Annotated in this window: 25 protein-coding genes; 9 read left to right on the forward strand and 16 right to left on the reverse strand. The window is 62.3% G+C overall.

The genetic code is table 11. From position 1 onward, the window contains the following. Nucleotides 1–396, reverse strand: a complete 396-nt coding sequence (locus ACIROW_RS08345; RefSeq protein WP_402274057.1) for a hypothetical protein — start codon at nt 394–396, stop codon at nt 1–3. 11 nt (nt 397–407) lie between these two features. After that, entirely contained in the window at nt 408–2,033 is a 1,626-nt protein-coding gene (locus ACIROW_RS08350; RefSeq protein ID WP_402274060.1) for a DUF342 domain-containing protein, read from the reverse strand. A gap of 140 nt (nt 2,034–2,173) precedes the next feature. On the opposite strand from ACIROW_RS08350, the gene ACIROW_RS08355 reads away from it, so the two are divergent. Genes ACIROW_RS08355 through ACIROW_RS08365 form a run of 3 tightly spaced genes read left to right on the forward strand, consistent with a single transcriptional unit; the run spans nt 2,174 to nt 5,098 of the window. Beyond that, nucleotides 2,174–3,103 carry a cation diffusion facilitator family transporter gene (locus ACIROW_RS08355; protein WP_402274062.1) on the forward strand — a complete coding sequence of 310 codons (930 nt, stop codon included), beginning with the start codon at nt 2,174–2,176 and terminating at the stop codon, nt 3,101–3,103. Between the two features lie 19 nt (nt 3,104–3,122). Further along, the gene (locus tag ACIROW_RS08360; RefSeq protein ID WP_402274064.1) at nt 3,123–4,373 is read left to right on the forward strand and encodes a helix-turn-helix domain-containing protein; all 1,251 of its coding nucleotides are present in this window, start codon (nt 3,123–3,125) and stop codon (nt 4,371–4,373) included. 44 nt (nt 4,374–4,417) lie between these two features. After that, nucleotides 4,418–5,098: a hypothetical protein gene (locus ACIROW_RS08365; RefSeq protein ID WP_402274067.1), complete on the forward strand. Its 681-nt coding sequence runs from the start codon at nt 4,418–4,420 to the stop codon at nt 5,096–5,098. 32 nt (nt 5,099–5,130) lie between these two features. Here ACIROW_RS08365 and ACIROW_RS08370 read toward each other — a convergent pair whose 3' ends face one another. Further along, complete coding sequence (locus tag ACIROW_RS08370; RefSeq protein WP_402274070.1) at nt 5,131–5,427, reverse strand: ArsR/SmtB family transcription factor; 297 nt, start codon at nt 5,425–5,427, stop codon at nt 5,131–5,133. A 105-nt stretch (nt 5,428–5,532) separates the two neighbouring features. On the opposite strand from ACIROW_RS08370, the gene ACIROW_RS08375 reads away from it, so the two are divergent. Then, nucleotides 5,533–6,621, forward strand: a complete 1,089-nt coding sequence (locus ACIROW_RS08375; protein ID WP_402274073.1) for an NADH:flavin oxidoreductase/NADH oxidase — start codon at nt 5,533–5,535, stop codon at nt 6,619–6,621. A 50-nt stretch (nt 6,622–6,671) separates the two neighbouring features. Here the strand turns inward: ACIROW_RS08375 and ACIROW_RS08380 are convergent, their stop codons facing one another. From ACIROW_RS08380 to ACIROW_RS08405, 6 genes are all read right to left on the reverse strand, one after another. After that, a complete protein-coding gene (locus ACIROW_RS08380; RefSeq protein ID WP_402274075.1) occupies nt 6,672–7,400 on the reverse strand; it encodes an SDR family oxidoreductase in 729 nt (242 codons plus the stop codon). 69 nt (nt 7,401–7,469) lie between these two features. Next, on the reverse strand, nt 7,470–8,048 hold the full coding sequence (locus ACIROW_RS08385; protein ID WP_402274077.1) for a TetR/AcrR family transcriptional regulator: 579 nt from the start codon (nt 8,046–8,048) through the stop codon (nt 7,470–7,472). Between the two features lie 94 nt (nt 8,049–8,142). Next, nucleotides 8,143–8,853 carry a GGDEF domain-containing protein gene (locus ACIROW_RS08390; RefSeq protein ID WP_402274079.1) on the reverse strand — a complete coding sequence of 237 codons (711 nt, stop codon included), beginning with the start codon at nt 8,851–8,853 and terminating at the stop codon, nt 8,143–8,145. Continuing rightward, on the reverse strand, nt 8,853–9,242 hold the full coding sequence (locus tag ACIROW_RS08395; protein WP_402274081.1) for a DUF1987 domain-containing protein: 390 nt from the start codon (nt 9,240–9,242) through the stop codon (nt 8,853–8,855). The genes ACIROW_RS08390 and ACIROW_RS08395 overlap by 1 nt, the downstream gene beginning before the upstream one ends. A gap of 74 nt (nt 9,243–9,316) precedes the next feature. Further along, nucleotides 9,317–9,889 carry a SiaB family protein kinase gene (locus ACIROW_RS08400; protein ID WP_402274084.1) on the reverse strand — a complete coding sequence of 191 codons (573 nt, stop codon included), beginning with the start codon at nt 9,887–9,889 and terminating at the stop codon, nt 9,317–9,319. A gap of 5 nt (nt 9,890–9,894) precedes the next feature. After that, the gene (locus ACIROW_RS08405) at nt 9,895–11,178 is read right to left on the reverse strand and encodes a SpoIIE family protein phosphatase (protein ID WP_402274086.1); all 1,284 of its coding nucleotides are present in this window, start codon (nt 11,176–11,178) and stop codon (nt 9,895–9,897) included. A gap of 303 nt (nt 11,179–11,481) precedes the next feature. Here ACIROW_RS08405 and ACIROW_RS08410 point away from each other — a divergent pair, with 303 nt between their 5' ends. Genes ACIROW_RS08410 through ACIROW_RS08425 form a run of 4 tightly spaced genes read left to right on the forward strand, consistent with a single transcriptional unit; the run spans nt 11,482 to nt 14,342 of the window. Then, entirely contained in the window at nt 11,482–12,498 is a 1,017-nt protein-coding gene (locus ACIROW_RS08410; protein ID WP_402274088.1) for an ABC transporter substrate-binding protein, read from the forward strand. A gap of 21 nt (nt 12,499–12,519) precedes the next feature. After that, complete coding sequence (locus ACIROW_RS08415) at nt 12,520–13,287, forward strand: ABC transporter permease (protein WP_402274090.1); 768 nt, start codon at nt 12,520–12,522, stop codon at nt 13,285–13,287. Further along, on the forward strand, nt 13,275–14,015 hold the full coding sequence (locus ACIROW_RS08420; RefSeq protein WP_402274092.1) for an ABC transporter ATP-binding protein: 741 nt from the start codon (nt 13,275–13,277) through the stop codon (nt 14,013–14,015). Before ACIROW_RS08415 ends, ACIROW_RS08420 begins: the two co-directional genes overlap by 13 nt. 27 nt (nt 14,016–14,042) lie before the next feature. After that, nucleotides 14,043–14,342: a hypothetical protein gene (locus tag ACIROW_RS08425; RefSeq protein ID WP_402274095.1), complete on the forward strand. Its 300-nt coding sequence runs from the start codon at nt 14,043–14,045 to the stop codon at nt 14,340–14,342. Nucleotides 14,343–14,497: 155 nt separating this feature from the next. On the opposite strand, the gene ACIROW_RS08430 is transcribed toward ACIROW_RS08425, so the two are convergent. Both ACIROW_RS08430 and ACIROW_RS08435 read right to left on the reverse strand, forming a co-directional pair. Further along, nucleotides 14,498–15,097, reverse strand: a complete 600-nt coding sequence (locus ACIROW_RS08430; RefSeq protein ID WP_402274097.1) for a LysE family translocator — start codon at nt 15,095–15,097, stop codon at nt 14,498–14,500. Nucleotides 15,098–15,284: 187 nt separating this feature from the next. After that, on the reverse strand, nt 15,285–16,487 hold the full coding sequence (locus tag ACIROW_RS08435) for an ammonium transporter (RefSeq protein ID WP_402274099.1): 1,203 nt from the start codon (nt 16,485–16,487) through the stop codon (nt 15,285–15,287). 384 nt (nt 16,488–16,871) lie between these two features. Here ACIROW_RS08435 and ACIROW_RS08440 point away from each other — a divergent pair, with 384 nt between their 5' ends. Then, on the forward strand, nt 16,872–18,539 hold the full coding sequence (locus ACIROW_RS08440; protein ID WP_402274101.1) for an alkaline phosphatase D family protein: 1,668 nt from the start codon (nt 16,872–16,874) through the stop codon (nt 18,537–18,539). Between the two features lie 41 nt (nt 18,540–18,580). Here ACIROW_RS08440 and ACIROW_RS08445 read toward each other — a convergent pair whose 3' ends face one another. The 5 genes from ACIROW_RS08445 to ACIROW_RS08465 form a co-directional block, all read right to left on the reverse strand. Continuing rightward, nucleotides 18,581–19,381, reverse strand: coding sequence for an IclR family transcriptional regulator (locus ACIROW_RS08445; protein WP_402274950.1), 801 nt, complete (start codon nt 19,379–19,381; stop codon nt 18,581–18,583). 141 nt (nt 19,382–19,522) lie between these two features. Next, complete coding sequence (locus ACIROW_RS08450; RefSeq protein WP_402274103.1) at nt 19,523–20,248, reverse strand: SDR family NAD(P)-dependent oxidoreductase; 726 nt, start codon at nt 20,246–20,248, stop codon at nt 19,523–19,525. Nucleotides 20,249–20,275: 27 nt separating this feature from the next. Next, on the reverse strand, nt 20,276–21,565 hold the full coding sequence (locus tag ACIROW_RS08455; RefSeq protein ID WP_094565389.1) for an MFS transporter: 1,290 nt from the start codon (nt 21,563–21,565) through the stop codon (nt 20,276–20,278). A gap of 128 nt (nt 21,566–21,693) precedes the next feature. After that, nucleotides 21,694–22,428, reverse strand: coding sequence for an SDR family NAD(P)-dependent oxidoreductase (locus ACIROW_RS08460; protein ID WP_402274106.1), 735 nt, complete (start codon nt 22,426–22,428; stop codon nt 21,694–21,696). 16 nt (nt 22,429–22,444) lie between these two features. Then, entirely contained in the window at nt 22,445–22,972 is a 528-nt protein-coding gene (locus ACIROW_RS08465) for a 2,4'-dihydroxyacetophenone dioxygenase family protein (protein ID WP_402274109.1), read from the reverse strand. Between the last annotated feature and the right edge of the window lie 225 nt (nt 22,973–23,197).

Genomic DNA, 23,197 nt, shown 5'->3' on the forward strand with positions numbered 1-23,197 from the left:
CTAGGCAGCGTCAACCACCAGCTCCGGCCGGTTAAGCGCACGAATGCGGCGGTCGACAAAATAACCGCCGGCTTCGGTATAGCGCAGGAAGCAGCGGCCGCAGACCTTGCACGCGGCGACATTGCAGCGGTTGTAGGGGAAGTGGCGCGGCGCCACCGGCGCGTCGGCCGATTCATAACGGGTGCCGTCGGGGTGGTATTCGGTGAAGCCGGGTTCGTCGTAGGGATCGGGCAGCAGGGTGCCGATGTCCTGCAGCTGCGTTTCGGGAAAGGACAGCGGCGTGCTGGTCCATGCTGCGAGGGACGCTTCGTTGCAGGCGCAGGCGGCCGTCACGGCCGCGCTGCGTTCGGCCAGGACGCGCAAGCCGGCGCCGTCCAGCAAGGGTAAATCGGCCATGCTTCGTTTCCTTATTTGCCGCCGAAGGAAATCTTGCCGCCCTGCAGCTGCGCGGTGCCGCCGCCGAGGTCGCTGAGTACTTGCCAGACCTGCTTGGCGATGCGCATTTCCACGCCTTCGTAGACGGTCTTGACGGCGACGATGCGCGCCGATTCCGCCGCGACCAGGTCTTCCTTCATCTCGTTCTGTTCGGCCACCAGGTCCTTGACCTCCTGCGCCAGCAATTTGCGATTCAGTTCGGCCTCTTCGCCGGCGCCGTTGCGCGCCTTTTCGGGATTCTGCTTGTAGTGGGCGAGCTGCTTGATGACGCGGTTGAGGTCGTCGAGCTTCTTCTGGAATTCCTGTTCCTTGGCGCGCAGCTTTTCTTCCAGATAGGGATCGAGGCCGACCTGGATCTTGGTGGTGGCGGCGCTCGATGAGCCGAACGCGACCGCCTTGATCAGCATGGTGGCCTGGGCGCGACCGCCGATGATCTGGCCCAGCTTGGGATTGGTCTTGCCGACCAGGATCTCGTTGCCGGCCAGCATTTCACATTGGCGCGCATTGCCGGCCAGCATGATGCTGTCGCCCGCTTCGATGTGCGCGCTTTCGGCGAACAATGCCTGCACGCAACCCTCGGCCTTGACCTTGGCGACGATGGAGGCCATGCCGGGTTGGGTTTCAGCGTGGCCGATGATGCCGCCCTTGACAGTGATGTTGCCGCCGGCAATGATCTCGGCCGCTTCCACCGTGCCGCCGACGAAGACGTCGCCCGACACGCGCAGGCGCATGCCGGTCTTGACGTCGCCCTTGATCTTGACCGTGCCCGAAAACTCGACGTTGCCGGTGCTCAGGTCGACATCTTCGATCTCGACGATGGGATTGATCTTGACGCCGTTGGTGATCAGTTGCGGCTGGCCGGCGATGGCGGCGACCAGCAGGTCGGGATCGTCCTTGGAGGGTTCGGCGCCGACGCAGTCCTTGTTGAAACCGAGGTCGGGAACCGGCAGCGCCGGCACTACCTGGCCCTTGATGTTGACGCCGTTGACGCCCGGCACCGGCGGCGTGCGCCGCATCAGTGGATCGCCGACGTTGATCAGCAGCAAGTGGCCGAGGTCGGCGTAATGCACCACGGCGTCGTCGTCGATTTCGGCGAGTTCTTCTTCCTTCTTGTCGAGCAGGGCCTCGAAGCGGGCGTGTTCGCCCTGCACCGGATCCTCGCCCCGCGCGATCAGCAGCTTGGAACAGTGGCCGGTGGCGAGCGCGCCGCGCAGCTTTTCGTGCAGGATGCCCTGGGTGATGCCCTGGGCGCGGATTTCATTGACGACTTCGACGGCGCGCGCGCGTCCGCCTTGCGGCGGCACCAGCGTCAGATAGGCTTCCATGAAATCGTCCGAGACTTCCACCAGGAACTCGCCGTCGCGCCGCTCGCCGATCTTTTGCGAATGGGCTTCCTTGCCGTCGGCGATCTTGGCGGCGAAATCGCCGAGCGCCGCTTCATCGATGTACAGCTTGGTGAAGCCGCCGTCGGTGAGGATTTGTTTCAGCATCACGAGATTCGGGACTTGAACACCCGCAACCGGGGTGAATGCAGCGAGCAGTTCTCCGCTGACTCTGTCGAAGTTGAGCGACAGCGATTGCGGGCTTGATTGTTCCATGTTATTTCTCGGAAGTCCTTGTGCAGAGCTCATCGGCAGGATTTCCGGTTCCTTTAGGTGAATTGTTATGTGGCAAGATGATCCTGTAAATCGCCGTTAAGTACAAGGGTTGTTTAGGCTCAAAAGTGTGAATTGTCAATATGCTAATTATCCAAAAAAACGACACTGGGAGCGCCGACCAGCGTTATCTCGCAGGGCGTCAGAGCACCATGGTCAGTATTGTCGTCAACATCGTACTGACCACGTTGCAGATCATCACGGGACTGTTTTCGGGGTCGCAGGCGCTGGTCGCCGACGGCGTGCATTCGCTGTCGGATCTGGTGGCCGACTTCGTCGTGTTGTTCGCGGCGCGCCAAAGCCGCAATCCCGCCGACGCCGATCATCAATACGGCCATCAACGCTTCGAGACGGCTGCTTCTCTGGCGCTCGGCGGTGCGCTGTTGGCGGTCGGCATCGGCATGCTGATCTCCGCCTTCTTCAAGCTGCAGGCGCCGACCGTGCCGCAGGTCCATCTGGCAGCGTTGTGGGTGGCGCTGGCGACGCTGGTCAGCAAGGAAATACTGTTCCGCTACATGTTGGGCGTCGCCGAGCGCGTGCGTTCCAGCATGCTGGTGGCCAACGCCTGGCATGCGCGCTCGGACGCCGTGTCGTCGCTGGTGGTGGCGCTGGGCATCGCCGGCAACCTGCTCGGCTTCCCCTTGCTCGACCCGATCGCGGCGTTGATCGTCGGCCTCATGATCGTGCGTACCGGCGCGGTGTTTTTCTGGCGCGCGCTGAACGACCTGATGGACAAGGCGGTGTCGGAAGAGGAATCGCAGGCGATCCGCCGCACGCTGTTGGACACACCCGGCGTGTTCGGCGTGCACGATCTGCGCACGCGCAAGATGGGCGACCTCACCATCGTCGACGTGCACCTCGAACTGGATGGCCGGCAGACCGTGACCGAGGGACATGCCATCGCCACGCTGGCGCGCCGGCGCGTCATGGAGCAGCATCACGTGCTGGACGTCATGACCCACGTTGATCCGGTGGAGCCGGACGCTGCAGCGGAGTCCGCTGATGTTCGCTGATGTCTGCTGACGACAACACATGGATTCGATAATCGCCGCTTCCGCACGGGCGCTTGCCGCCGGCGACGCGCTTGGCGCGCTCAAGCGCGTCGCCTTGCGCGACGATCCTCCTGCGCTGGCCTTGCGCGGCATCGCCATGGCCCAGCTCGGCGAACATCCGCGCGCACGGGAACTGTTGCGCCGCGCCGCCCGTGGTTTTGGCACGCACGAAGAACTGGCGCGCGCCCGTTGTGTCGTCGCCGAAGCGGAAGTGGCGCTGGCCGTGCGCGACATCGGCAGTTCGCCGCGCGCATTGGCTGCCGCCACGGTCACGCTGGATGCGCATGGGGATCGCGCCAATGCCTTGCAGGCGCGATTGATTGCGGTACGCAGGCTGGTGTTGCTTGGCCGTCTGGAGCAGGCCGAAGCAGCGTTGGTGCGGCTCGATGCGCGCGGCCTGCCGCCTGCATTGGCGACGGTGACGGCGCTGATAGCGGCGGAGTTGGCATTGCGGTCGTTGCAGATGACCGTCGCCCAGGCGGCGCTGGCGCGTGCACACGACGCGGCGACGCGTGCCGGCGTGCCGGCGTTGCTGGCCGAGGTGGCCGAAGCACAGTCCGTGCTTGGTCGACCGGCAGCCAGGCGCGTTTCCGCAGGCCGTGAACAAACCTTGCGGCTGGATGAAGTCGCTGCGTTGATGGTCTCGGACGCGTTGGTAATTGACGCTTGCCGACGAGGTATTGGGGCAGGATCGGGACCGGGACCGGCGTGGAAGCCATTTGCGCGCCGTCCGCTGCTGTTCACGCTGGCGCGCGTTCTGGCCGAAGCCTGGCCTGGCGATGTGGATCGCGAAACCCTGATTGCCCGGGTCTTCAATACGCGCCGCCCGGACGAGTCGCACCGCGCACGTTTGCGTGTCGAGGTCGGCCGCCTGCGGGCGCTGGTCGCGACGCTGGCGCAGATCGAGGCCACCCCGCGCGGATTCGCATTCAAGCCGCTGGGCGAGCGCGAAGTCGTCATCCTCGAGCCGCCCATCGCCGGCGACCAGGCGGCATTGCTGGCGCTGCTTGCCGACGGCGCGGCATGGTCGACCTCGGCGCTGGCGTTGGCGCTCGGGGCCAGCCAGCGTACCGTGCAACGCGCGCTGGCAGGACTGGAAGCCGCCGGCCACGCAAACGCCATCGGCCAGGCGCGTACGCGTCGTTGGCTGTCGACGCCTTTGGCGGGTGGCGTCGGGGTCACGGCAATCACGACAATCTTGTTACTCCCCGCTGCACTGGCGATGGACTAAAGTTGTCTTGCGCGCCGATCACGGCGCATCAACAGGAGACCTCCATGACCAGCAACAGCAATGTGAAAACCAAACCTGAACCAGCCGTGCATGCAGCAGAAATCGTGCGCGAGTATGGCCCCTTTCCCGGCGCCGAGCGCGTGCACGGCGTCACCTGGGACGGCCACAATGTGTGGGCCGCCACCGGCGCCAGCCTGATTGCCTTCGATCCCGCCAGCGGCGATGCGGCGCGCACGCTGGAGCGCGCCTGCGACGCCGGCACCGCTTTCGATGGCACCTATCTGTATCAGATCGCCGAGCAGCGCATCGACAAGATCGACCCGGCCAGCGGCAAGGTGCTGGCGTCGATCCCGGCGCCCGGCCAAGGCTTTGATTCCGGCCTGACCTGGGCCGAAGGCAGCCTGTGGGTGGGGCAGTACCGCGACCGCAAAATCCACCAGATTGATCCGGCCACCGGCAAGCTGATCCGCAGCATCGATTCCAACCGCTTCGTCACGGGCGTGACCTGGGTCGACGGCGAGCTGTGGCACGGCACCTGGGAAGGAGAAGAAAGTGAAATTCGTCGCATCGATCCGGCCAGCGGCGCCGTCATCGAACGATTGGCGATGCCGCGCGACACCGGTGTCAGCGGACTGGAATCCAACGGCGCCGATCTGTTCTTTTGCGGCGGGGGCGCCAGCGGAAAAGTGCGCGCCGTGCGGCGTCCGAAAGGCGTGGCCGCCTGAGGTACTGAGGAAAGGAGAACGGCGGAGGGCGGTTACTGCGCCAGGATCGCCGTCAGCAATCCCGGAAAGCGGCTGTCGATGTCGGCGCGGCGCAGTGTGTTCATGTGGCTGGTGCCGGTGGTTTCGGTCAGCACCAGGCCGGCTTCGCGCAATACCTTGAAGTGATGCGACACGGTCGACTTCGGTCGACCGCCGTCCAGTTCGCCGCAGGTTGCGGCTTCCACGCGCGCCAGATGCCGCACGATGTCCAGACGAATGGAGTCGCTCAGGGCGTAGAGCACGCGCTCAAGGGCAAGCTCGTCGGCGGCAGGGTGTTTGTAGGGACGCATGCGGACATGATACACCTTGGGTTATAATTGTTCCATTGTTCGTATATATTCGAAATAACGAACCAAATCGACCGATGTCACCCTCGCTATCTATAAAGGTTTCTCATGTCTGCATTGTTCCAGCCCTTCACGCTCAAAGACGTCACCCTGCGCAACCGCATAGCGGTGCCGCCGATGTGCCAATACTCCGCCATCGACGGCAAGGTCAACGACTGGCACCTGTCGCATTACGCCGCCATGGCGCGCGGCGGCGCCGGCCTGGTGGTGGTCGAGGCAACTGCGGTAGCGCCCGAAGGCCGCATCACGCCGGGCTGTACCGGCATCTGGTCGGATGAGTTGGCGCAAGCCTTCGCGCCGATTGTGCGCGAAATCAAGGCTGCCGGTTCAGTACCAGGCATCCAGATCGCCCACGCAGGTCGCAAGGCCAGTGCCAACCGTCCTTGGGAGGGCGACGACCACATGGCGGACAACGATCCGCGCAGCTGGGAAACCATCGCACCGTCGGCGATCGCCTACGGCAAGGGTTTGCCGAAGGTGCCGCGCGCCATGACGCTGGACGACATCGCCCGCGTGCGCCAGAACTTCGTCGATGCCGCCGTGCGTGCGCGCGAGGTCGGTTTCGAATGGCTGGAACTGCATTTCGCGCACGGCTACCTGGCGCAAACCTTCTTCTCGGCGCACTCGAACCAGCGCGACGACATCTACGGCGGCAGCGTCGAAAACCGCAGCCGTTTCCTGCTCGAAACCCTGCGCGCCGTGCGTGAAGTGTGGCCGGAAAACCTGCCGCTGACCGTGCGTTTCGGCGTGCTCGAGTACGACGGCCGCGACGAACAGACATTGGTGGAATCGATCGGCCTGGTGCGCGAATTCAAGGCATCCGGCATGGACATGATCAGCGTCACGATGGGCTTCACCATTCCTGAGACCTCGATTCCCTGGGGACCGGCTTTCCTCGCACCGATCGTTGAACGCGTGCGCCGCGAAGCGGATGTGCCGGTGTCGTCGGCCTGGGGTTTCGGTACGCCGGAGATCGCCGAGCGCGTGGTCAAGGAGCAGCAGCTCGACCTCGTCATGGTCGGCCGCGCGCATCTGGCCAATCCGCACTGGGGCTATTTCGCAGCGAAGGAACTGGGTGTGGAACGGGCGTCGTGGACCTTGCCGGCGCCGTACGCGCACTGGCTCGAGCGCTACTGATCGGAACTGCAGCCGGGCAAGCTGCGCCGGCTGCAATCATGAGGCCTCGATCAGGCCGCGAAACCGCCGTCGGCGGTAATCGACGCGCCGGTCATGAACGCAGCGTCTTCCGAACACAGCCACGCCACCAGGCTGGCGATTTCGCTATCGCGCCCCATGCGGCCGACCGGCATCATTGGTTGCAGCGCAGTACGCACTTCCGCGCTGACGATTTCGGTGTCGGTTGGTCCCGGCTGCACGTTGTTGGCGGTGATCCCGAGCGGACCAAGATCATGCGCCAGACCGCGGGTAAACGAAGCGATCGCACCTTTGGTGAGCGCATAGATCGAACCGTTGGGAAACCTCACCACGTCGGCCACCATGCTGCCAATGTTCACGATGCGCCCGCCGCGTCTCATATGCGGCAGCGCCGCCTTGATCGCGACGAAAGATGCGCGCACGTTGACGTCGAGCATGCGGTCGAAGTCCTCCTGGGCGTAATCGGCGACGTTGCCCCGGATCAGGATGCCGGCGTTGTTGACCAGAATATCCAATCCACCCAGCATGACAGCCGCCTTGGCGACGGCCTCCCGTAATTGCGGGGCGTCGCCGCTGTCCGCGCGCAACGCGATCGCGCGTCCGTCCAGTTCCGCTTCCAGGGCCTGGGCACGCTCCGGCGATGCAACATAGGTGAACACCACGCGCGCGCCGTCGGCCACAAGGCGGCGAACAATACCGGCGCCGATGCCGCGCGAGCCGCCCGTGACGAAGGCGCGACGGCCGGAAAGTTGTTGAGCCATGTACTTCTCCTTAATTGACTGATTAGTCCAAAATAAAGCAAAAAAAACGAGACGCGTCCAGGCGCCTCATTAACGAAAACTGCGCAGCGCCATGTCTGCGATGCCGGCCAGCATAGCCTCGGATGCGCCTGCGCGTGCTGCGACTTTGATGCCGGTCAGGGTCGCCAACACGAACTGGCCTGCGTTTGCGACATCGAGATCGGCGGCAAAGTCGCCGGCGTCAATGGCTTCGCGCACGCGGCGTTCAACTGCGCGCGTCAGCAGCCGGCCCATGGTGTCGGTCAGGCCGACAACCTCTGGTGAACTGCGGCCGAATTCGCAAATGGCCGAAATCCCCAGGCACGAAGGCTGGCTGTCTTCCAGCGCGCGCGCCACGGCATGCGTCAGTAAGGCCGTCATTCCGGCCTTGCCGTCGGCTGCGCTTTCGAGCGCCACAAGCTGTGCCCCGATGCTGTCCGAGGCGTACCGCTCCAATGCTTCGAGATAGAGTTTCCACTTGTCGCCGAACGTGTCGTACAGGCTCTGACGACGGATATCCATCGCAACGAGCAATGCTTCCGTCGAGGTTCCTTCGAAACCGTGCTGGGAAAAAACAGCGATCGCACGCGCCAGCGCAACGTCGCGATCGAATTCTTTGGATCGGGCCATGAGCGGAGCTTAAATGTTCTGGAACGATCTGTCAATAATTGACGGCAACGTTGGTTTGAATATGAAAGCTTGCAGCCATGGAAATACCTGCGAATTAACTATCGCGCTCAACCCGATTGCGGCCGCCGTGCTTGGCCTGGTACAGCGCCGCATCGGCGCGCGCATAGGCATCTTCAAAGTCGCTGCCGGCCTTGCTCCAGGACACGCCGAAGCTGGCCGTCACGGGACGCGACGGCAGGCAGGAAAACAATTCTCCCGCAATCGTCAGCCTGACTTTTTCCGCCAGCTGCACTGCGTCGTCCAGCGAAGCGTTGCGCAGCAGCACCGTAAATTCCTCACCGCCGACGCGGCCGATTTCACCTTTGCCGCACAGCGACTTGCGCAGGCGGTTCACCAGCTCGCGGATCACCGCGTCGCCGGCAGGATGGCCGAACTCGTCGTTGATGCGCTTGAAGAAATCGATGTCGAGCACGATCAGCGACAGTGACGAATCCTCCAGGAAACGATGCGCCAGGTCGAACACCGCGCCGCGATTGAGCGCGCCGGTCAGGTTGTCGTGCCTGGCCTTGTAGTCGAGCTCGTCGCTGAGTTGCTTGAGGCGTGAGTTGAGCAGGTTGAGTTCGCGCTCGGTGCGGTCGCTGCGCGCTATCAGGCGCCGGCTTTCGCGCATTAGCTGGCCATAACCTTGCACCAGTTCCTTGAGCGCGACGCGATACTCATTGGCGCTGACGACCTCGCTGGCCAGCACATCGTTGGCGTTGGCCAGCACGGCCGTTTCGGCTTCAAACAGGTCGATGTCGCTCATCAGCTTTTCACCGCGTGATCGTTGAACACCAGGTCAGGGAAGTCTTCCATCAATTCCTGGCCGAACTCGAAGATGGTGTCGTCGTCTTCGTCGTGGTACCAGTTCAGCACGATCTCGGTGCCGGCTTTCGCCTTGTCGTTGAGCGCGCCGAACAGCGAGAACAGCATCTTGGTGCTGGAACTGTTGAAGTAGGCCAGCGCGACGTTGACCGTGACCGCCGTTGCGTCGGTATCCGCGGTCAGGAAGCTGCGCAGCGCGGCAATGATGTCGCCCCAGAATTGCGCCGCGTTCTCCGGATAGGATTCGCCCTTCAGCGATAGTCGCCGCTCGTCGAAACGAAAATCGACTTCGGGGGAACTCGGGCTTGCCGCTATAAATAAATTATCCATATGCTCATTCTTGATAGGCAGACAGGCGGTGGCGCCCGTCGTTGTTTTTTTGTTTTCTGATGTGTTGCGCGTCCTCAGATGGTCGCCCGCAAATAAAACATCGAGGTGCCGTGGTCTTTGCCCTGGCCGCTCGCCGGTGACAATTCAAACTCCAGCGGCGCGCTGGCATCGCGCGCCATCGTCAGAAATCCCAGTCCCGCGCCCTTGCTGTCGGCAGGCGTTTCGGCGCGCAGCGTTTCCTTGTACTCGAGCTTGATCTCGTCGATGGTCAGCGAGCGCAGATGTTCCAGCTTCTCGCGCAGTTTCTCCGCCACGTCCGCATTGACCGGATTGGCGCAGTGCAGGTAATAGCGTTCGTCGGTCAGCGAAATGAATACTGCGCCATGCCGCATGGAGGCCTCGCTGTTGCCTTCCTTCTCATACGAATCCGCCGAGTAATGCACGATGTTCTGCGCCATCTCGATAAAGGAGGAAAACAGTTTGCGGCGCGTCTGCGCCACCGCGCCGGCATGCTCGACGCGCAGCTTGACCGCATCGGCCATGGCCGCAATGATGGTCTGCGAAAAATAGCCGACGTAATAGAAAATGACGTCGCGTCGCTCGACGTAACTGTGGAAATCATCCCACTGCTTTTGAATATTGTTCATGCCGCTCATGCTGTTCTGCTGCCTGGTGGATGGTTGATAACGGAGTCGCCCACGCGGAAGCCGAAAAAGGTCAGATCGTCGCGACGGCGTTGCTGGCCTTGGTAGAGGCGCTGTTCTTCCATGATCTTTTTACCGACTTCCGGCATCGGAAGGGCGCGATGCTCCAGCAAGGCCTTGCGCAGTCGCTGTTTTCCGTAGGCAATGTTCTTCGGTCCGCCGATCTGGTCGATGATGCCGTCGGTGGCGATCATGACGATGGCGCCGTCGCTTAGCTGCACCTCGCGATTGCTCCATTGCATGTCGTCGGGCGTGTCGACGTAACCGAGTCCGGTGCGCTCACCGTCGAAGGTCTGCAGCAGGTCTGCACCGGGCTGCAGCGTCAGCAGCGACATTTTGGCGTTGGCGCAGGTCAGCCGCTGTGAGCCTGCATCGAACCAGAAGAAACAGGCATCCATGCCGTCATCGGATTCGGACAACTGTGTTGCAGCCGCGTGCTGCCCCAGCACCTGCTTCATGCTGCGGTTGACTTCGCCCATCACCAGCGCGGGGTCGCGCGGACCGTGCTGCTCCAGCGCCTGCTTGATGGATGACGAGGCGATCAGGGTCAGGAAGGCGCCCGGCACACCATGCCCGGTGCAGTCCGCGACTGCGGCAAACCAGCCGTCGGGGAAACATTCCAGATGATAGAAATCGCCGCCGACCACGTCGCGCGGTTCCCACACCAGGCAGGCGTCGCCGATGGCCTGCGCCATTGCCGCGCGCGAGGCGCTCAGCATGGCGCGCTGGATGACGCTGGCGTAGTCGATGCTTTGCATCACCTGGCGATTCTTTTCCGCTTGCAGCTCGACCAGCATGCGCATCAGTTCGAGGCCCGAGCCGAGCCCTGCGAACTTGCCGCCGTCGACGATCAGGAAGCCGTCGGCCAATGTCTTGTCACCCGAGGCAACCGCCAGCGCGCCAAGCGTCTCGATGGGCGTGTCGACTTCGACGATCAGCGGATCCTTGTCCATGAACGCGATGCAGCTCTTCTTTTCATACAGCTCGCGGTGATACGGCTTGGACATCTGCGACATGAAAATATTGCGACTGATCAGCCCGATCGGATGTTCGTTCTCGAGCACCGGCAGGCTCACCAGTTCGCGATGGCGGCTGAAGACTTCCAGCACCGTGGCGTTGTTTTCCTCGAACGTGATCACCGGCACGTTCACCGCCAGGGCGTCGGCCGTCGGCTGCTGCAGGTGACGGCCCATCATCGGCGTGAGGCTGAAATCGGTGTGAGGCTGGTTCATATCCCGGATAAGCAAAACATGTTGTTTAACATGCAATTTTAATCAGCTTGTATGACAACGATATGACCTTCGCAAGCGTCGCGCGCGCAGTAGGCCGCGGACGTCAGGGAAGCGAAAGGGGAAGAAATATGGTGCCGGTATGTTTCCCGACCGCCGGCTCCGGTAGGTGCAATGCAAATTGCGCTTGACCGGGATTTTAGGGAGCGATTTTTACCGGAGTATGACCGCAAAGACATGCAGACGGATTCCTCTATAATCACCGGCTGCGTCGATTGCGCTTACTTCTTATCGGGAAAGAAAAAAATGAAGCGATTGTTCATCCGGGTCGTGCTGCCGCTGATGTTTGCAGTGGCCGGCACCCAGTCTGCCGTGTCCGCGCCGATCGAAGTCGGCTACATGCCGATCATTCCCGATGCGCAATTGTTCATTGCACTGGAGCAAGGCACTTTCCCGAAAGACGGTGGCGCGCCCAAGCTGGTCCAGTTCCAGAGCGGCCCCGCCATGGTGCAGGCGCTGCTGGCCGGCCAGCTTGACGTTGCGTACGTGGGCATCGGCCCGGCGCTGGTGGCGCGCGCCAAGGGCGCCGACATCAAGGTGGTGGCGTCCAATATCGTTGAACAGGTAAGCTTCGTCGCACTCGGCGAACTGGCGCCTTACTTCGCTTCGGGCGATCCGGCTGCGGCGGCTTCGGCGTTCACGCGCTTTGCCAAGGACAAGGGACGCCAGGCCATCGTCGCCAGCTATCCGAAGGGCGCCGTACCGGAAGCCGCGTTGCAATACTGGCTGCGCAACCGGATCCGCGCCGACGTCTCGCAACTGAAGCTGATCTATCAGGGCGAATCGCAAATCCAGGAATCGCTGCTGACCGGCGCCATCGATGGCGCCGTGATCCTCGAACCGACCACCACCAACGTGCTCGGCAAGTCGCCCAAATCCAAGGTCATCGCGCGCGGCTCCGACCTGTTTCCCAAGCAACCCGGCGCGGTCCTGCTGGTGCGCGAAAAGATACTGCGCGAACAACCGGCGTTCGTGAAGGCCTTGCTCGCCGCGCATATTTCCGCCACCAGGCTGCTTGAGAACGAGCCGGCCAAGGCTGCGCCGATGGTGCAGAAATACGTCGGCGGCGGTCGCCTGCCGGTCAAGCTGGTGGAGCAGGCGATCCGCAGTTCCAAGGGCCAGTTCGTCGCCGATCCGAACACCATCATTCCCGCTACGCTGGCGCTGCAGAAATTCCAGGCCGATACGGGCACCTTGTCCGGACCTGCAGTGGATGTGCCCAAGATGTTCAATACCACCTTCTACGATGCCGCCGCGCATTGATGCAGCGAGCGCCGCACGACCATGCTGACTCGCACCTATTCCCTGCCGACGCGCATCGCCTACGGCGTTGCCGGCGTGGTCCTGTTCGTGCTGCTGTGGAAGGCAGTCGGCGTGTTCGGCTGGGTCAATCCCGGTATCCTGCCCGATCCCTTTCTGCTGCCCGAGGCCTTCCGGCTTGAATGGGAAAGCGACCGGCTGTTGCCGGCGATCGGCTCCAGCATGATTCATTACGTGTGGGGACTGAGCCTCGGTGCGCTGGCGGGCATCGTGGTCGGCCTGGCGGCAGCGACGGTGCAGCGCTTCGACATGCTGCAAGCGTATGTGACGCGCATCCTGCGGCCAATTCCACCACTGGCCTGGGTGGTGTTCGCCATCGCCTGGTTCAAGGTCAGTCACGCCGGCGCCGCCTTCGTGGTCGCCATCGGCGTGTTCTGGGTCAACTATTTCGCCACCTACAGCGCGGTGCGCAACATCGATCCGCGCTTTTATGAACTGGCGCGCAGCTTCGGCCAGGGCGGCTATTGGCGCCGCTCCGTCAGCATCACGCTGCCGGCGATTGCGCCCGGCCTGCTGGCCGGCATCCGCACCGGCATCGGCCAGGCCTGGATGACATTGATCGCGGCGGAGCTGCTCGGCGTCCCCGGCATGGGCCAGGAGATGAACGCCGCCGCCGGCGTCGGCGCCTACGATGCGGTGGTGGTCTACATGCTGGCGATTTCTGCGGTGTACGCGGCCACCGATCTGCTCTACGTCCTGTTCGAAAGGAAGGTGCTGGCATGGCGTCCGTAATCGAATTCGACCAGTTGTCCTACTCTCATCCGGGCGCGACCACGCCGGTGATCCAGGACTTGTCACTGGACATCGAGGCCGGCAGTTTCGTCGCCATCGTCGGCGGTTCCGGCGTCGGCAAGTCGACGCTGCTGCGCACCGCCGCCGGCTTGCTGACGCCCGACTCCGGCGAGATGCGTTTCAACCTGCCGCAACGTCCCGGCCGCCGCCGGCGCGCCATCGTGTTCCAGGACAGCCGCCTGCTGCCGTGGCGCACCGTGGATGCCAACATCGCCTACGGGCTGGAGACGCTCGGCATCGACAACCAGGAAAGCGCTGCACGCGTGGCCGAAGCATTGCAACTGACCGGTCTCGCCGACCTGCACGATCGCTGGCCGCATCAACTTTCCGGCGGCCAGGCGCAACGGGTCGGCATCGCACGCGCGCTGGCGGTCAAGCCGGACATCCTGCTGATGGACGAACCGTTCAGCGCGGTCGACGCGCTCACCCGGCGCAACCTGCAGACCGAGCTGATCCGCATCTGGCAGGCGACCAATTCGGCCGTCATGTTCGTCACCCACGATATTGAGGAAGCGGTGTACCTGGCCGACCGCGTCGTGGTGCTCGGCAATCGCCCGGCCACCGTGGTGGAAAACCTGCACATCGATCTGCCGCGCCCGCGCGATCGCAACGCGGCTGAATTCGCTCAGTACGTTACGCATCTGTCGTCATGGCTGGGTGTGGAATAAGATCCGCGACTATTACTGGAGACCTCCATGGAAAACCTGCGACTGATCATTCACGCTCCCACCCCCGGCGCCCTTGAACGTGGCCGCCGCAATCTCGCCAATCTGCTCAAGCAGGCGCCCACCGCGCAGGTCGAACTGGTGATCAATGCCGGCGCGGTCGCTGCTGCGCTGGATACGCCATCCCCGCTCGATAGTCATCTACGCATCTGTCGCAACACGCTGGAAGCAAATCTGTTCACCGCACCGGACGGCGTGAGCGTGGTGGCTGCGGCGGTGTTGCATATCGCGCAGCGTCAGGCCGAGGGTTGGGCTTACATGCGGGCGTGAGCAGTGAGGAATGGAAGCGTTCGCGCGACATCATGGCGTGTCTCTTGAAAAGAAAAAGCCACCTCAAGGGGTGGCTTTTTCTTTGACCGGGTTTGTTTGCAACAGCGCTTGTAAATACAGTATCAAAGAAGCGCTCTCCCTCCTCGCGGCAATGTTTATCGAAACGCCGTCCAGGCGATGAGTGCGGAGAACATCCCCAGCGCTACCGAACTTATTTGCTGAATCTTGCGGGGACCAATGAAGCTCAGGCGCTTGGTATTCAATGCGCTACCTACGCTGATCCAGAGAGCGCCTATCGGCGCCAACAGGCAGGTAAAAGGGACCATCGCGAGTGCGTACGCCGGCAAGGTTTCGAATGCGTGCGGTGGAAAGATCACCAATGCGAACAGCAGTCCTTTCGGATTCAGAAGGGTCGCCACAAACAATATTCTTGGCGTGATGCTTCTTTGTTGCGGCGTCTGCAATAACCTGGCGTCACGCCAGACCTTGATTGCCGTATAGGCCAGGTAGCCACTGCTGGCGACTTTAACCAGCGTGGCAATCCATGGAAATTGCACCTGGATTGGCGCCAGCAATATACCCCACAGTGAAATTGAGAGAAGGTATCCGGCCAACTCAAAGGCGAGCAAGGGCAGGGCGCGCCGGATGCCCAATCCCAAACCGGCCAAAGCCAGCAGGGTGTTGGTGGGGCCCGGTGTCAGCAGAATCACCGCGACACTGAGCAAGAAGACAAAAGAGTGGAAATCAAAAGACATGAAGATCAGAGCCGGTCAGTGTGTGCGAATGCGATCGCAGGGCGGTACGGTTTGCACGCAGAGCGAGAGATCTTATTGTTGTCAGGCAGTATATGACATGCTGTTGATATTGAATATCAAACAGGGCGTGCAGCTTGCCTGTCACGCCCTTGGATGTCGGTGCCGCCTACTTGATTTTCATTGTCCATCACCAACTGGTGTCCCGCTCCGCCGTCGACGAAATCTTGTGGATCGACAGATCGGCGCCTTCGAATTCCTGTTCCGGATCGAGGCGGATGCCGATGGCTTTCTTGAGCAAGCCGTAGACGATCCAGCCGCCGATGACGGCGATGGCGATGCCGAGCAGCGAGCCGCACAGCTGCGCCATGAAGGACACGCCACCCAGGCCGCCCAGCGCCTTGGCGCCGAAGATGCCGGCCGCCAGTCCGCCCCAGGCGCCGCACAGGCCGTGCAGCGGCCATACGCCGAGCACGTCGTCGATCTTCCATTTGTTTTGCGTGCGGGTGAACATCCAGACGAAGATCGCGCCGGCGATGCCGCCGGTGACCAGCGCGCCCAGCGGATGCATCAGGTCGGAGCCTGCGCATACCGCCACCAGTCCCGCCAGCGGACCGTTGTAGACGAAGCCCGGATCGTTCTTGCCCATCACCAGCGCCACCAGTGTGCCGCCGGCCATCGCCATGAGCGAATTGAGCGCGACCAGGCCATTCATCTTGTCGAGAGTTTGTGCGCTCATCACGTTGAAGCCGAACCAGCCTACCGTGAGGATCCAGGCGCCCAGTGCGAGGAAGGGGATGTTCGACGGCGGGTGCGCGGCGATATTGCCGTCCTTGGTGTAGCGTCCGCGTCGCGCGCCCAGCAACAACACTGCAGGCAGCGCGATCCAGCCGCCGACGGCGTGGACCACGATGGAGCCGGCGAAATCGTGGAACTCGGCGCCGAATGCGTTCTTGATCCAGGCTTGCACGCCGAAGTGCTGGTTCCAGGCGATGCCTTCGAAGAACGGATACACCAGGCCGACCAGCACTGCGGTGGCGATCAGTTGTGGATAGAATTTGGAGCGCTCGGCAATGCCGCCGGAGATGATCGCCGGGATGGCGGCTGCAAAGGTCAGCAGGAAGAAAAACTTCACCAGTTCAAAGCCGCTTCGCGCCGACAGGACTTCGGCGCCGCTGAAAAAGCTGACGCCGTAGGCAACGTAATAGCCGACGAAAAAGTAGGCAATGGTCGATACCGCGAAGTCTGCGAGGATTTTGACCAGCGCGTTGACCTGGTTCTTGCGTCGCACGGTGCCCAGTTCCAGAAAGGCAAAGCCGGCATGCATCGCCAGAATCATGATTGCGCCGAGCAAAATGAAGAGCGCATCGGCACCATTTTTGTGATCATCCACAGAAAAATCTCCCAATAATTGTGCAAAAATATTTTAAAAGCACTCTATTAAGCAAATTTCATTCCATTTCGGTGCAAATTATTAAGCGACTGAATTTAAAAGGGATTTTTTTGAGGTTCCTGGAGCCGCGTGGAAATCGCACGTAAATCGTGCGAAATGATGCGTCCGCTTGGTGCGTCGTCAAAAACGAGCCGCTTGCGCAAATGTTGGCGTCTCGCCAGGTTTATTGGCAGGGAACGGAAGTCATTCAGGGTTTGGGTGGAGCAACATCGAGAATCTCAATACGAGTGATCCCGGGTCTGCACAGGTCGGCATTTGTTCATGGAACGGTCACATTGCATTGCTACATTGCAATTTCCCATGTGATCAGCCAAGGAGTCCGCCATGTCCGACGATGCAGCATCTTCCTCTTCGCCGTCTTCACCATCATTGCCTTCGTCCCCGTCAGCACCTTTGTCTCCGCCTTCACGCCGCGATTTTCTGCGTGATGCGGCGCTCGGCGCCGGCGCGCTGTTGAGCGCAGGTTCGCTGACGTCCGCATTCGCCCAGCAGGCGCCTGCCGTTGTGACCTCGGAACGCTTGCGCCCGCAGGTCGACAGCGGCGCCATGAGCGGCGACATCACGCGCGATGCGGCGATGCTGTGGAGCCGCACCGATCGTGCGGCGCGCATGGTGGTGGAGTATTCGGTACATGAGAATTTCAAGAACGCGGTCACGGTTGCCGGTCCCGCCGCGCTGGCGCGCAACGATTACACCGCGCGTGTGGATCTGCGCGGCTTGCCGGTGTCGCAGCGGCTGTATTACCGCCTGCGCTTTCAGGACTTGCAGCATGAGTCGGCATGGAGTGCGCCGGTGACCGGCAGCCTGATCATTCCCGGCGGCGGTGAGCGTGACATCAGCTTCGCGTTTTCCGGCGACGAGGCCGGGCAGGGCTGGGGCATCAACGAAGCCTGGGGTGGCTATCGCGTGTATGAAACCATGCGCCGCTTCAAGCCGGATTTCTTCATCCATTCGGGCGACCAGATTTATGCCGACGGTCCGATCCAGGCCGAAGTGAAGCTCGATGACGGCAGCATCTGGCGCAATCTGGTGACGCCGGCCAAGTCCAAGGTCGCGCAGACGCTCGACGACTATCGGGGCAACTTCGCCTACAACCTGATGGACGCCAACAAGAAGCGCTTCATGGCCGAGGTGCCGTTCCTGGTGCAGTGGGATGACCACGAGGTGCGCAACAATTGGTATCCGGGCCAGGTGATCGGCGCAGCGGAGAAGCGCTATCAGGAGCGCGAGCTGGATGTGCTCAAGCAGCGCGCACGGCAGGCGATGTTCGAGTACAACCCGTTCCGCATCGACGTCGCCGATCCTGAGCGCATCTATCGTTCATTCAACTACGGACCGTTGCTGGAAGTGTTCATGCTCGACGAGCGCAGCTACCGCGGCGCCAATTCGCCGAATCGCCAGCCGCTGCAAGGACAGGACGCGGCTTTCCTCGGTGCGGCGCAAATGCGCTGGATCAAGCAGGCGCTGCTGCGCTCACGCTCGACATGGAAAGTGATCGCCAGCGACATGCCGATTTCCATCGTCGTGCCCGACCTGAATGCGGATGTACCGCAGGGCACCTTCGAGGCGTGGGCCAATGCCGACAACGGCAAGCCGTCCGGGCGCGAGCTGGAGGTCGCGGAGCTGCTGCGCTTCATCAAACGCCACAACATCAAGAACGTGGTGTGGGTGACGGCCGATGTGCACTACGCATCGGCGACTTACTACCTGCCGGAGAAGGCGCAGTTCACCGACTTCAAGCCGTTCTGGGAATTTGTCGGCGGGCCACTGCATGCAGGCACCTTCGGCCCCGGCGAGATAGACCGGACGTTCGGGCCGGACGTGCGTTATGTGAGCATTCCCGCCGACATGAAACAGAACCGCTCGCCGGCGGATCTGTTTCAGTTTTTCGGCATCGCCAAGATCGATGCCAGGACCAAGGTCATGACGGTGTCTTTGCACAATGTCGAGGGAAGCAAATTGTATGGCGTGGAGATCGCGCCGGAGGTGTAAGCGGATGGAGTGATCTGCGGCGGTCCGCGTCAGGGGCAGCGTCAGCGACCCGGGCCGGACAGCTTCTGCGTGATCAGCTTGCAGGTCGACAGCAGCGGATCGATCAAGGCCTGCTGCAATTGCGCGGGTTTGCGGAACAGCGGAATGCTGACGCTGATGCAGGCGACCGGTGTGCCTTCGGCGCCGAAGATAGGGGCGCCGACGCAGAAGATCTGGGCTTCGTTCTCTTCGCGATCTTCGGTGTAGCCGCGCTGTTGGGCCACGGCGAGTTCTGCGCGCAGGACGTCGAGGTCGGTGATGGTGTGTTCGGTGAACTTCTGCATCCTGACCGAACGCAGCAGGCGATTGCGGGTGGCCTCGTCGAGCGCAGCCAGGTAGGCTTTGCCGACCGAGCTGGAATACAGCGTCACGCGCGTGCCGACGCGCGAGGTCATGCGCACGGCTTGCGGGCTTTCCAGCTTCTCGATGTAGACCATGCCGTTGTCGCTGGGTACGGCCAGATGGACGGTCTCGCGGGTAGTGTCGCGCAGCTGTTGCAGGGCGTCGATGGCGGCGGTGCGCACATCCGAGCGCGACCATGATTTGCTGGCGAGATTGATCAGGCGCGGGCCGAGTTCGAAATGGCGCGTGCGCGGATTTTCCACCACCATGCCTTCGGCCGTCAGCGCCGCCAGGATGCGGTAGACGGTCGGACGCGGATAGCCGCTCAGTGCACTGAGCTGGGCAATCGACAGCGGCGCGTCCTGGTCGGCGATCAGCTGCAGCACGGCCATGAACTTGGAGAACGCGGCGGTGCCGGCGATTTTGGGATTGTCTTCGGCGGCGGTGTCGGAGGTCGGCATGAGCGGCATGGGCATCGGGTGTGAAGCCGGGAAAAGGAAATCAGGGGAGGAGCAGAACTGCAGAGGGGCATTATAGCCGAGGGTTTTCCCGGCACTGCGGATAGGGCGGCAGCGCCGGGAAGGTAATGCGTTACTGCAGGATCAGGACACCAGATAGCCGCCGTCGACTGGCACCACGGCGCCGGTCATGAAGGAGGCTGCCGGCGTGCACAGGAAAGCCGCGACATTGCCGATGTCTTCCGGCGTGCCCCAGCGATTGAGCGGCGTGCGTTGCAGGATAGGGCCGGAACGCGCCGGATCTTCCTGCAGTGCCTTGGTCAGCGGCGTCGCGATCCAGCCCGGCGCCACCGCATTGACGCGGATGCCGTCGGCGGCGTAGGCGATCGCCAGCGACTTGGTCAGTTGCGCCACGCCGCCTTTGCTGGAACTGTAGGCCGGCACCAGGCCGCCGCCGAAGAAGCTCAGCATCGACGCCAGGTTGACGATGCAACCCTTGCTCTCTTTCAGCAGAGCGCGCGCTGCGGAGCAGATGCGCATGGTGCCGGTCAGGTTGACCGCGATCACCTGTTCGAACACCTCGACCTCATGCTCGGCGCCGCGCTTGATGATGCCGGCGCAGTTGATCACGATGTCGAGTTGCTGGATGCCCGCGAACAGGGCCTTGACGCTGTCTTCCGAGGCCACGTTGAGTTCGGCCAGCGTGACGCCGGTGCCGTCGAACTCTTCCGTGGCGAACGGCGGCAAGCCTGCCGCGATGACCTTGGCGCCCATGGCGGCGAGCTGGCGCGCCACCGCGCCGCCGATGCCCTGGGTGCCGCCGGTGACCAGCGCGGTTTTACCCTGGAACAGATTGGGAGTGAATGTCATGTGCTTTCCTTCAGATCGAAAATAAAATTACGCTGCTACCCGGTCGCCTTCGATCGGCTTGTTCACCACGAACATGTACACCAGCGCGGCAGCGAATGCGACTGCGGCGCTGATCAGCAGGGCGTTGACGAACGAATGGGTCTTATCGACCACGATGCCGGTGATGAGCGGAGCGAGTGAGCCGCCGAGGTAGCCGCCGAAGTTTTGCAGGCTGCCCAGCGAGGCCACCAGACGGCGTGGGATCGCCACGCTGACCAGCGCCCATGCGCCGCCGCTTGCCATGTTCACGAACGCCATCGCCAGCGAGATGTAGACAATCGCCATGAAGGTGCTTGGTGTGTAAGCAGCAGGAATGGTGAACGCGCCCGCACCGATCAGGCCGGCGCAGATCGGCCACTTGCGGCTGCGGATCGGCGCCATGCCGCGCTTCATCAGACCGTCGGCGATGTAGCCCGAAGACAGCATGCCCAGTGTGCCGAAGATGTACGGAATCACCACCACCCAGCCGGTGCGTGCAATGCTCAGGTGACGTTCATGTTCGAGGTAGGCAGGCAACCATGTCAGGTACAGCCACACCATGTAGATCACGCCCATGAAGCCGAACAGCATGCCCCAGGTGGTGCGGTATTTGAACAGGCCTTTCCATTCGTGCCAGGTCAGCTTGGCGTTGGCGTTCGGGTCGTTGTCGGTGCCGTCGGCGAGGTACAGCATTTCGGACGGCGTCAGTTCGACTTCATTGCGGTTGCGGTAGAAGATGTACCAGCCCACTGCGACCGCGATACCGGCGATACCCATGATGACGAACATCATGCGCCAGCCGAAGGACAGCATCAGCACGGTCAGGATCGGCGGCGCGAGGGCCGGGCCGATGGTTGACGAGGCGACGAAGATGCCGGTCGGGCCGCCGCGTTCGCGCACGGCGAACCATTCGGACACCACTTTGGCGCCGGCCGGGAATTGCGGCGCTTCACCGAGGCCGAGGAACACGCGCGCCACCAGGAACTGATGCAGCGAACCGACGAAGCCGCCGGCCAGTTGCGCCACCGACCACACCATCATGCCGGCGCCGAGCATCACGCGCGCGCCGAACTTGTCGAGCATCGCGCCGATAGGCAATTGCGAGAAGGCGTAGGCGAGCGAGAATGCGGACAGCAGCAGGCCCATCTCCGATGCGCTCAATCCCAGCTCCTGGCTGACGGAATGATTGGCGATGGACAGCGTGCTGCGGTCGAGGTAATTGACGATGCCGGCAAGCATCAGGAACGTCAGTGCGACCCACTGAATGCGTTTGAGCTTGCTGCTCTTTTGGACTTCCATGTTGTCTCCAATGTAAATAAAAGCGCTGCAGGTGTGCTGCAAAAAATTCACCTGCCTGCGCCGTCTCTGCGGTGCTTGTTGCAGTTTGATGAAACATCCGACCACTTGTGGCGGTCGGACGGGTAGTACTAATACGTTGCGCGTCCGCCCGACAGATCGAACACCGCGCCGGTGTTGAACGTGCATGAACCGGAGCACAGCCACGCCACCATCTCGGCCACTTCCTCGACATAGCCGAGACGGCCCATCGGGCTCTTGGCGATCATCGTGGCGACGTGCGCCGGGCTCATCTGTTCCAGCAGCGTGGTCTTCACCGCGGCCGGCGCCAGTGCGTTGACGAGGATGCCGGCGTTGGCCAGCTCCTTGCCGAGTGACTTGGTCAGCGCCAGCACGCCGGCTTTCGAGGCGCTGTAGGCGGATGCGTTGGGTGTGCCTTCCTTGCCGGCCAGCGAGGCGATGTTGACAATGCGGCCTTGGCCCGCAGCACGCATGGCGGGCACCACCGAACGGCAGGTGTGGAACACGCCCATCAGATTGACGTTGACGATGCGATGCCATTCGTCGACGTCGTACTCATCCAGCGGCACGGTCGACCCGGCAAAGCCGGCGTTGTTGATCAGAAAGTCGATGTGGCCGCGCGAGGCCAGCAGGCGTTGCGTGGCGGCGTCCACCGACGCGGCGCTGGTGACGTCGACGGTGTCCTGGCCGTAGGGATAGTCGGCGACCGGCTTGAGATCCCAGCACACCACTTCGGCGCCGGCCTGGGCCAGGCGCGCGCTGATGGCCGCGCCGATGCCGCCGGAGCCGCCCGTGACGACGGCGACGGCGCCCTGGAAGTTGTAATCGGCTTGTACGTAGCTCATCGGATTGCTCACGTCTTCAGCGCACGAACTGCTGCACGAAGTCGGCGCCCAGGCCGACCTTCTCGTAATGCGCCTTGCACATGTCGAGCTTGGTGAAGACGTCTTCGTAGCCTTCGAACTTGCCGAACGGATCGCAGTAGTACATCACGCCGGTGATGTGGAAGTAGGTGATCATTTCTTCCACGTCTTCCGGTACGTACAGGGTGTGGGTTTCGCCGGGCGGTTCGAACACGTAGCTGCCTTGCTCGGCGATCCAGTTGTGTTCCAGGTAGCGCCAGCGGCCCTTGAGCACCATGCCGTGCACGGGAGCCGGGTGGCGATGGCGGCTCAGCACGCCGGACTTGCGTACGCGCAGCAGGTTGGTCCAGTAGCCTTGCGACACGTTCAGGCACAGCGGACGGAACCAGACGTTCTCGGCTTGTGGCACCCAGACTTTTTCGTCGTCGGGAATGGCCGAGTTGACCACGATTTCCAGCGGCGCTTCTTTCGGGTTCGGGTATTGGTAGGGCATCATTTTCGATGCCTCGGGCGTGGTGGGTTGCATGCCTATTCTCCTCAGGTTTCAGTAACTGTATGGGTGGCGACTACGGCCTTTTTATTATTCCTGGTCGTCCAATATATGGACATGTAGTCTGTAATGTGGTCACTTTGAGGCAATCTGAAAAGTATGTCAAGTCACCGGTTCACAACGGAAACGCTCTGAATGCGAGTCCGACAGGCGGTTTTGCAGGTATCCCACGCCGGTTTGAATTGGTCAGACCATTCAGCG

The sequence above is a fragment of the Herbaspirillum sp. NPDC101397 genome (genome assembly GCF_044767325.1).
Taxonomy (GTDB): domain Bacteria; phylum Pseudomonadota; class Gammaproteobacteria; order Burkholderiales; family Burkholderiaceae_D; genus Herbaspirillum.

Coding starts and splice junctions, on each gene's coding strand:
- ACIROW_RS08345 (WP_402274057.1), bottom strand. CDS start 396: ATGGCCGATTTACCCTTGCTGGACGGCGCCGGCTTGCGCGTCCTGGCC.
- ACIROW_RS08350 (WP_402274060.1), bottom strand. CDS start 2,033: ATGGAACAATCAAGCCCGCAATCGCTGTCGCTCAACTTCGACAGAGTC.
- ACIROW_RS08355 (WP_402274062.1), top strand. CDS start 2,174: ATGCTAATTATCCAAAAAAACGACACTGGGAGCGCCGACCAGCGTTAT.
- ACIROW_RS08360 (WP_402274064.1), top strand. CDS start 3,123: ATGGATTCGATAATCGCCGCTTCCGCACGGGCGCTTGCCGCCGGCGAC.
- ACIROW_RS08365 (WP_402274067.1), top strand. CDS start 4,418: ATGACCAGCAACAGCAATGTGAAAACCAAACCTGAACCAGCCGTGCAT.
- ACIROW_RS08370 (WP_402274070.1), bottom strand. CDS start 5,427: ATGCGTCCCTACAAACACCCTGCCGCCGACGAGCTTGCCCTTGAGCGC.
- ACIROW_RS08375 (WP_402274073.1), top strand. CDS start 5,533: ATGTCTGCATTGTTCCAGCCCTTCACGCTCAAAGACGTCACCCTGCGC.
- ACIROW_RS08380 (WP_402274075.1), bottom strand. CDS start 7,400: ATGGCTCAACAACTTTCCGGCCGTCGCGCCTTCGTCACGGGCGGCTCG.
- ACIROW_RS08385 (WP_402274077.1), bottom strand. CDS start 8,048: ATGGCCCGATCCAAAGAATTCGATCGCGACGTTGCGCTGGCGCGTGCG.
- ACIROW_RS08390 (WP_402274079.1), bottom strand. CDS start 8,853: ATGAGCGACATCGACCTGTTTGAAGCCGAAACGGCCGTGCTGGCCAAC.
- ACIROW_RS08395 (WP_402274081.1), bottom strand. CDS start 9,242: ATGGATAATTTATTTATAGCGGCAAGCCCGAGTTCCCCCGAAGTCGAT.
- ACIROW_RS08400 (WP_402274084.1), bottom strand. CDS start 9,889: ATGAACAATATTCAAAAGCAGTGGGATGATTTCCACAGTTACGTCGAG.
- ACIROW_RS08405 (WP_402274086.1), bottom strand. CDS start 11,178: ATGAACCAGCCTCACACCGATTTCAGCCTCACGCCGATGATGGGCCGT.
- ACIROW_RS08410 (WP_402274088.1), top strand. CDS start 11,482: ATGAAGCGATTGTTCATCCGGGTCGTGCTGCCGCTGATGTTTGCAGTG.
- ACIROW_RS08415 (WP_402274090.1), top strand. CDS start 12,520: ATGCTGACTCGCACCTATTCCCTGCCGACGCGCATCGCCTACGGCGTT.
- ACIROW_RS08420 (WP_402274092.1), top strand. CDS start 13,275: ATGGCGTCCGTAATCGAATTCGACCAGTTGTCCTACTCTCATCCGGGC.
- ACIROW_RS08425 (WP_402274095.1), top strand. CDS start 14,043: ATGGAAAACCTGCGACTGATCATTCACGCTCCCACCCCCGGCGCCCTT.
- ACIROW_RS08430 (WP_402274097.1), bottom strand. CDS start 15,097: ATGTCTTTTGATTTCCACTCTTTTGTCTTCTTGCTCAGTGTCGCGGTG.
- ACIROW_RS08440 (WP_402274101.1), top strand. CDS start 16,872: ATGTCCGACGATGCAGCATCTTCCTCTTCGCCGTCTTCACCATCATTG.
- ACIROW_RS08445 (WP_402274950.1), bottom strand. CDS start 19,381: ATGCCGACCTCCGACACCGCCGCCGAAGACAATCCCAAAATCGCCGGC.
- ACIROW_RS08450 (WP_402274103.1), bottom strand. CDS start 20,248: ATGACATTCACTCCCAATCTGTTCCAGGGTAAAACCGCGCTGGTCACC.
- ACIROW_RS08455 (WP_094565389.1), bottom strand. CDS start 21,565: ATGGAAGTCCAAAAGAGCAGCAAGCTCAAACGCATTCAGTGGGTCGCA.
- ACIROW_RS08460 (WP_402274106.1), bottom strand. CDS start 22,428: ATGAGCTACGTACAAGCCGATTACAACTTCCAGGGCGCCGTCGCCGTC.
- ACIROW_RS08465 (WP_402274109.1), bottom strand. CDS start 22,972: ATGCAACCCACCACGCCCGAGGCATCGAAAATGATGCCCTACCAATAC.